Origin of the sequence: Planktotalea sp., from assembly GCF_049680325.1 — a bacterium.
GTDB lineage: Bacteria > Pseudomonadota > Alphaproteobacteria > Rhodobacterales > Rhodobacteraceae > Planktotalea.
Window position 1 is genome coordinate 1 of sequence record NZ_JBAUHO010000066.1, and the last position, 7,576, is coordinate 7,576.

Here is a 7,576-nt window from a genome sequence, read left to right on the forward strand (position 1 = left end):
TCGAATCCGGCATCCAATTGAGCATCAATGACTTTGCCCCCATCAGACATGGTTTCAAAACCGTCACGAAGTCGGCGTTGCCGTGCCATCTCAAGAAATGTCATCCCGAACTGCCGTTTGAAACTTCGCCTTACGGTGGACAGGTCAAAGCCCAAGCGATCAATGTCGTTCTCTGACCAACGATACTCAGGGCGTTCATCCAATGCTGCCAAAAGTGCCGCAATCGAGGGGTCGGCGGACGCCATCGGTTGCAACGGATGGCAGCGTTTGCAAGCGCGAAAACCTGCCTCGATGCACTCTCCCACCGAAGCATAGAAAGTGCAGTTCTCCGTCTTGGGCTTGCGCGCAGGACAGGTCAGTCGACAGAAAACGCCTGTCGTCGCGACACCGACATACGCTTGCCCATCATAGGCCGCGTTGCGGTCCAAGAGGGCTTGGTAGAGCGTGTCGTGATCTGGAAGGTCAAATAACATGAATGAACCATAACAGTTGCCCCAACATCGTGCCGCCGGAAATCAGGCGTCTATTTTTCTTTTTGCGGACATTGGCGCAGCCGCAGCGAAAGCACCCTTTGTCCGCAAAGCGGTCATTGGTTCACGCGAGTTTGATGCTGTCCTTAGCGCAGAGGGCAAACAAAAACGGCGACCCCAAGGGACCGCCGTTTCCAAAATAAATCTGCAAGCAGAATTACTTAACTTCGACTTCCGCGCCAGCTGCTTCCAGCTTGCCCTTAACGTCTTCAGCTTCTTCTTTAGAGACGCCTTCTTTGACAGCTTTGCCGCCAGCTTCAACGAGCTCTTTTGCTTCTTTCAGGCCAAGACCTGTGATCGCGCGTACTTCCTTGATCACGTTGATCTTGGATGCACCAGCAGACTTCAGAATTACGTCGAATTCTGTCTGCTCTTCTGCAGCTGCGCCACCAGCGTCGCCGCCAGCTGCTGCCATCATTACTGCGCCGCCAGCTGCGGGCTCGATGCCATACTCGTCTTTGAGGATGGTTTTCAGTTCTTGTGCTTCGAGAAGTGTAAGACCAACGATCTCTTCAGCAAGTTTCTTCAGATCAGCCATTTTGACTCTTTCCGTTTATATAAGATGTGTTCCAACGTGCGTTTTTCAACCACACGCCAGCCCTCTTGTTGTTTAGGCCGCAGCCTTGTCCTCGATCGTGGACAAGATGCTTGCGATGTTGCTTGCAGGTGCGCCAATTGCACCGGCGATGTTGGAAGCTGGTGCCCCAATGCAACCAACGATCGAAGCAATAAGCTCGTCGCGGGAAGGCATTTTAGACACGGCTGTAACACCGGCACGGTCCAGAGCATTCTCACCCATTGCGCCGCCAAGGATTTCAAACTTTTTGTTATCTTTGGCGAAGTCTTCGGCTACCTTGGCTGCTGCCACGGGATCCTCAGAGTAGGTCAGAACGGTCATACCCGTAAGGTGGTCGGCAATGCTTGCGCATGGCTTTCCCTCAAGGGCGATCTTGGCGAGCCTGTTTTTGGCAACACGCACGGCGCCACCTGCTTCGCTTGCGCGAGCACGTAGATCCTGCATCTCAACAACTGTCAGACGGGCGTAGTGGGCTACCACAACGACGCCAGAGCTTTCAAAGATCTGGCCGAGTTCGTCGACCAATTTCTCTTTTTGTGCTCTATCCACAGTTTCACTCCAAATTTGGGGATCACTCCCCGGCTCAGTTTAGCCAAACAACTCCGATAGGAGTGCAAGGCGTTCGGGTCCAAAGTGAGGGTCCCGAGTGATCGCCCGAGGTACTCGTCCTCGAATATCTGTCTCGTTCCCCATCTCAGGAAGGAATTATGAAAAGTTGCCTTTTCACCCTCCGTCTCGGACAGGACGGGGCCAAAGTTTAGCAGCCCCGCCATTCAAGCAACGCCCAAAAGGACGCCGCCAGAATTCTTTTACTCTGCGTTCGCAGAAGCAACATCTACGCTGACGCCAGGACCCATGGTCGAGGAGAGGCTGATCTTCTTCATGTACGCACCCTTCGCACCGGATGGACGCGCTTTTGCGACGGCACCGATGAAGGCTTTGATGTTCTCGACCAGCTTGGCTTCGTCAAAGGACGTTTTGCCAACGCCCGCGTGTACAACGCCGGCTTTCTCAGCTTTGAACTGAACTTCGCCGCCTTTGGCCGCTTTCACAGCTGCCTCGACGTCCATTGTCACCGTGCCAACCTTTGGGTTTGGCATCAGGTTACGTGGGCCAAGGACCTTACCAAGACGACCAACGACTGGCATCATGTCAGGTGTCGCGATGCAACGATCGAATTCGATCTTGCCGCCCTGAACGATTTCCATCAGGTCTTCTGCGCCAACGATGTCCGCACCAGCTGCCGTAGCTTCATCAGCCTTGGCACCACGAGCAAAGACAGCAACGCGAACGTCTTTGCCTGTGCCGTTTGGCAGACCGATAACACCACGGACCATTTGGTCTGCGTGACGTGGGTCAACGCCCAATACCATTGCGATTTCGATGCTTTCATCGAACTTCGCACTGGCGTTTGCCTTAACAAGAGCAACAGCTGCTTCAACTGTCAGGTTCTCTTGGCCTTCAAATGCCGCGCGTGCTGCGGCGAAACGCTTACCATGCTTAGCCATTACTTCACCTCAATGCCCATAGAACGGGCAGAGCCCAGAATGATCTGCATCGCCGCTTCGGTATCATTGGCGTTCAGGTCTTTCATTTTCGCTTCTGCGATTTCACGAACCTGAGCAACTGTGACAGAACCAACGATCTCGCGACCTGGAAGTTTTGCACCAGAATTCAGCTTTGCCGCTTTCTTCAGGAAGTAGGACGCTGGTGGCGTCTTGATTTCCATCGAGAACGACTTGTCCTGATAATATGTAATCACGGTCGGGCATGGAGCGCCGGGCTCCAGGTCCGCTGTTTTCGCGTTGAACGCTTTACAGAATTCCATGATGTTAATACCGCGCTGACCGAGTGCCGGACCTACGGGTGGGGATGGGTTCGCTTTACCTGCAGGAACCTGCAGCTTCATCGTACCAGCTAGCTTTTTAGCCATGTGGCTTTCTCCTAATTCAACTCTCTGAAAACGCGTTTCCAAAGATACTGTTGCCGTGGTCTGGTCCGATCATCGCGATGACCTCGCCCCCCACGGGAAACGGGTGTCGCAATGCGCCACCCATGAGCCTCAGGCGCATAGTCCGAATCGGGCCTATATGCAATCGGTATTTTGTTGCGGATCTTGGCCCAGCAGCGCGTGGCTGCTGGATAGGCCGATTATTCCAATCAGCTTTGCTTTGTAACCTGAGTAAACTCGAGTTCGACCGGTGTTTCGCGACCAAAGATAGACACGGTCACCTTCAGGCGCTGGCTATCTTCATCGACTTCTTCAACCATACCGTCAAAGTCCTCGAATGGGCCATCATTGACCTTAACCCGCTCGCCCACTTCAAAGTGAATAAGCGTGCGAGGCGCATCTTCGCCCTCGGCAACTCGGCCAAGGATCGCTTGCACTTCCGCATCGCGCATTGGCATCGGGCGACCTTGCGGGCCAAGGAAGCCTGTAACGCGGTTGATCGAGTTAATCAGGTGATAGCCCTGATCGGACATTTCCATGCGCACAAGGACGTAGCCCGGCATAAAGCGACGCTCGGATGTCACTTTCTTGCCGCGACGCACTTCGATCACCTCTTCGGTGGGGACCAGCACTTCTTCGATATCGTCCTCAAGGCCATTTTCAATGGTAGAGGTTCTGATCTGCTCAGCGATCTTCTTTTCAAAGTTTGAAAGAACGCTTACCGAATACCAACGCTTCGCCATCAGCCAATTATCCTTGTCTGAACCATTTAGGTTCGAATTTTCTATTTCCCGAGGCTATCGAAACACCCAGCGGTCGCAAATCAAAACACAAATTCGCTGCGCTGTTCGATTCTGTGCGCGGTGAATTTGGGAAGTGTCTGCGCAATACATCTGCAAAGCAGGCAATTCAAGGGCCTGCATGGATTTTCCGTTTGCGTGGGGTAACCGGTGCTTAGCCGAACATGCCCAAAACGCTGGTCAGCCCTGTGCGGATGATGATGTCGATCATGGCGAAGAAAACAGCAGTCAGAGCCGCCATGATAAACACCATGACAGTGGTCAGCATCACTTCGCGGCGCGTAGGCCAAACGACCTTGGACACTTCGGAGCGGACTTGCTGAACATATTGAAGCGGGTTGGTGCGGGCCATTGTCAGTCTTTCATCTTACGAGGTTGACGCCCACATACGCCTTGAGTGCGGCGGTTTCAAGACAGGTTTATGTCGTTCACCGATTGCGCGCTGTTCAGACACAAGAAGGGCATTGGTATCATTACTGAGCGTTTGATCCAGCTTCTGGACACATTGCCTTCTAAGCACAGCTCTGAGATTGATATGGCTCATAGGTGGGTAGACCCGATCGCGGAACGGTAGCTGGGCAAATCAATGACATCAAATGCGATTAAAAATGTCCTGTTTTTCTCAATGGAAGACCTAAATGACTGGATAGAGCCACTCAAAGGCCATCCAAATGCATATACGCCAAATCTAAATCGCCTAGCCGAGCGGTCCCGCTTATTTGAGGCGGCCTATGCAGCAGCACCCGCGTGTTCCCCCTCACGTACGTCGATCTTGTTCTCGCGGTATCCCTGGAGCACGGGCATCGTACATCACGAACTGAACTGGCATGACTGCTTTCCGATTGAAAATGATGAAAACTTGATCGCTCAAGTCAGGACTGGCGGGTTTGAAACCCTTGGATTTGGCAAAGTTTTTCATAACCGCTTCAAGCAGTTGGAAAACAGTCCAAGTGATTGGTCACATTTCAATTCCCAAAGCGCAGAAGCCTATGACATTATTAGTCAATCTGCGAAAGATGGCGTTCTTAGGCGCAGATGTGATTTTGGCATAGACCCGAATTCAACAGTGACAAGAGATGACTTGAACGCCGATGCGCTTATCGCGAAAATCAAACCAGGTGACACGGGAAAGTTCTGGGGGTTCGGTACCGACCACCCCCACCTTCCATTCGTTGCGCGGCAGGAGTTTTTTGACAAGATACCAATCGACGTCGACTTGCCACCCGGCCTTCTTGGCGACACGTTTGATCCTGACGACAAAACAAGCTGGGCTGATCTTCCAAAAGCTGCGCGAAAAATGGCACGCAGACATATGGATGATGGCAAAAATCTGGTTTCCCGAAACGAGTACAAGAGCTTTATTCGTGCATACTTGGCATCAATTGCCTATGCCGATCATATCTTGGGGCGGGTTCTGGATCATCTCGAGAACACGGGTTTGCTAGAGACAACACTCATCGTCTTCTACTCGGATCATGGCTGGCAGTTCGGGGAAAAACTGGCGTTTCGCAAGTTCTCGCTTTGGGAACGCTCACTTCGCGTACCATTGATGATTGCAGGACCAGGTATCACCCCTGGCAGGTGCAAAACACCGGTTTCACTTGTTGATCTTGCACCAAGCGTTCTGTCTTTGCTCGGCCTGAAAAAGCCGTCCAACTATCAAGGTTACGACTTGTCCCAATATCTGATCCAGAACGAGCCAATCGAACGTTCATTTGTGGCCTCCATTTGGGGGCCTCCATCTGATGACGGGACGCCAGTCTGCTCGTACTGCTTACGAACCAAACGATTCAGGATCATCCGCTACTGGAACGGCAGTTACGAATTTTACGATCATAAGACCGATCCTTTTGAACATCACAACCTTGCTTTACATTCAAACCGCAACTCGTTCGCGCGCCTCAAAAATACTATAGATCAATTTGTCGAAGAAGCAGAACGTCAGCGGCCAGAAACGCGAATAGGGCCAGTGTCGGCCGAACTACTTGAGCAAAGGCGAGTGCAAAGACTTGCGACCATACAGGCAAACGACGAGCAACAACAATGAAATTGAAATAGCGCAAGCTTCGATAAGCGATCGTGTTTGCGGTGGCTTTGGCAGGGGCTGAGGGACTCGAACCCACGACCCTCGGTTTTGGAGACCGATGCTCTACCAACTGAGCTAAACCCCTAAAGCCACGGCACGTTTACGGCGCAGGGTACGCCTTTGCAAGGGGCAATCTTCATCCATTGCGTTAATCCTTGGCGCGCTCCAGCGCTTCAATGTCAGCGCCGCAAATCGCCGCTTCATTCGCAAGTATTCTGTCAATCGGCCAGTCCCACCATGCAATCGCTTCCAGGCGAGCGATTGTTGATCGCTCAAAGCGTGCGCGGATCACACGTGCGGGGTTTCCAGCAACGATGCTAAAGGCAGGGACATTGCCTGTAACGACCGCCCCTGCCCCGACAATCACGCCGTTCCCAAGACATGCGCCGGGTAAAATCGTTGCATCTGTTCCGATCCAACAATCGTGACCCACAAAGGTATCGCGGCCCGTTTCTGGCATCGAGGGCCTCCCGTCACGCGGCCCAGCCCCGAACACGGCGAAGGGAAAGCTCGAAAACCCGTCATAGCGATGATTGGCAGAGGCGGTGACAAATTGCACACCGCTGGCGATCTGGCAGAACCGGCCGATAATCAGCTTTTCTGGCGAGAAATCATAAAGGTATGGCGCAATCTGGCTGGCCCAACATTCTGGCGGCTTGTGCGCACTTGCATAGGTGTATTCGCCGATTTCTATACGTGGATGATCTATCACCGCTCGCAAAAAAACGGTCCCCAAGTGCGCGGCCCCATCTGCCAAACGGATTGGATGTGTTTCGGTTGGGTCGGGGAAATCGCTCATTCGGGCCTCTTTGCGCATTTGTGCTAAACAGTATCGCAAAACCACACTAAAACGCAAAACCCGCATGGGTCTGTTGAACTTGAGATTGCTGGAAAGAAGCGGCCAGTGACGTCGGGAGGAGGTGACGACACTGGCCTGTTTCAAACGGCTATCCGGGAGGAGGTGCCGTTGGAGTTTGGTGGCCCGGTAACTCTGGGAGGAGCGAGTAAGCCACCTACAGTTTTCTCATCTATGCAAGAAAACCGATAAGTATGAGGCGCTGCGCGGATTGGCGCGCCTCGAAATGCTGTCTTTATGCGTCGCTGCGAACGATCAAGGAGCGCCCATAGGTCAGGGCATCTTTGCGTTCGACGTTGATTTGCGCCAGCTGCTCATCCGACATGCCCATAATAATGCTTTGCATACGAGCAACCTGCATTGCGGTAACGGCTTTGCGCAAACCCGCCCAAACAACGGACGCCAGGTTAGCGGCCTTCTCAAATACGCCTGCGACGGTGCTGTTCATTTCGCCGACTGTTGAAAGCGCTCCCATTGCTGTGACCGGATTTTTCATGGTTCTACCTTTGTTATTAAAACCGCGAGGATTCTATAGTGATTTCTGCGTTGCAGTATCTTGCTGCGTTGCAGAAAAAATAACCTCTGGGGCCACAGCTTCAACCCTCTAAAAACGCATAGGGGTTATGCCAATTCAGAAAGGCTCTGACGCAAGCGAGGGCAATGGGTTGCTTAAGGCGCCTGCCATTTTACGCGTGCTCGCAAGGTATTTGTTCGCTGTCGGAATTCTCAAACAGAAAAACGGCACCCGGATTGCTCTGGGTGCCGTTTCTTTTTTT

The 7,576-nt window shown here is 52.7% G+C and carries 10 protein-coding genes and 1 tRNA gene; 1 reads left to right on the plus strand and 10 read right to left on the minus strand.

What is annotated here, in order from left to right; all coding sequences use genetic code 11:
* From WBC85_RS02700 to secE, 7 genes are all read right to left on the minus strand, one after another.
* Positions 1-473, minus strand: a 473-nt coding sequence (locus WBC85_RS02700) for a bifunctional transcriptional activator/DNA repair enzyme AdaA (RefSeq protein WP_424433139.1), incomplete at its 3' end; no start/stop codon positions are given.
* Between the two features lie 214 nt (positions 474-687).
* Positions 688-1,068, minus strand: coding sequence for a 50S ribosomal protein L7/L12 (gene rplL / locus WBC85_RS02705; RefSeq protein WP_424433140.1), 381 nt, complete (start codon positions 1,066-1,068; stop codon positions 688-690).
* 72 nt (positions 1,069-1,140) lie between these two features.
* Positions 1,141-1,656 (minus strand): 50S ribosomal protein L10, encoded by a 516-nt coding sequence (gene rplJ, locus WBC85_RS02710; protein ID WP_424433141.1) that lies wholly within the window; start codon positions 1,654-1,656, stop codon positions 1,141-1,143.
* Between the two features lie 260 nt (positions 1,657-1,916).
* On the minus strand, positions 1,917-2,615 hold the full coding sequence (gene rplA / locus WBC85_RS02715; protein ID WP_424433142.1) for a 50S ribosomal protein L1: 699 nt from the start codon (positions 2,613-2,615) through the stop codon (positions 1,917-1,919).
* Positions 2,615-3,040, minus strand: a complete 426-nt coding sequence (gene rplK / locus WBC85_RS02720) for a 50S ribosomal protein L11 (protein ID WP_424433143.1) — start codon at positions 3,038-3,040, stop codon at positions 2,615-2,617. The genes rplA and rplK overlap by 1 nt, the downstream gene beginning before the upstream one ends.
* Positions 3,041-3,267: 227 nt before the next feature.
* Entirely contained in the window at positions 3,268-3,801 is a 534-nt protein-coding gene (gene nusG, locus WBC85_RS02725; RefSeq protein ID WP_424433144.1) for a transcription termination/antitermination protein NusG, read from the minus strand.
* A gap of 211 nt (positions 3,802-4,012) precedes the next feature.
* Positions 4,013-4,210, minus strand: coding sequence for a preprotein translocase subunit SecE (gene secE / locus WBC85_RS02730; protein ID WP_424433145.1), 198 nt, complete (start codon positions 4,208-4,210; stop codon positions 4,013-4,015).
* 234 nt (positions 4,211-4,444) lie between these two features.
* On the opposite strand from secE, the gene WBC85_RS02735 reads away from it, so the two are divergent.
* Positions 4,445-5,905: a sulfatase-like hydrolase/transferase gene (locus WBC85_RS02735; RefSeq protein WP_424433146.1), complete on the plus strand. Its 1,461-nt coding sequence runs from the start codon at positions 4,445-4,447 to the stop codon at positions 5,903-5,905.
* 48 nt (positions 5,906-5,953) lie between these two features.
* Here the strand turns inward: WBC85_RS02735 and WBC85_RS02740 are convergent.
* The 3 genes from WBC85_RS02740 to WBC85_RS02750 all read right to left on the minus strand — a co-directional run bounded on the left by WBC85_RS02740 (position 5,954) and on the right by WBC85_RS02750 (position 7,296).
* A tRNA-Trp gene (locus WBC85_RS02740) sits at positions 5,954-6,029 on the minus strand.
* A gap of 63 nt (positions 6,030-6,092) precedes the next feature.
* Positions 6,093-6,743, minus strand: a complete 651-nt coding sequence (locus WBC85_RS02745; RefSeq protein WP_424433147.1) for a CatB-related O-acetyltransferase — start codon at positions 6,741-6,743, stop codon at positions 6,093-6,095.
* Positions 6,744-7,035: 292 nt separating this feature from the next.
* Positions 7,036-7,296, minus strand: coding sequence for a hypothetical protein (locus tag WBC85_RS02750; protein ID WP_424433148.1), 261 nt, complete (start codon positions 7,294-7,296; stop codon positions 7,036-7,038).
* Positions 7,297-7,576 lie beyond the last annotated feature (280 nt).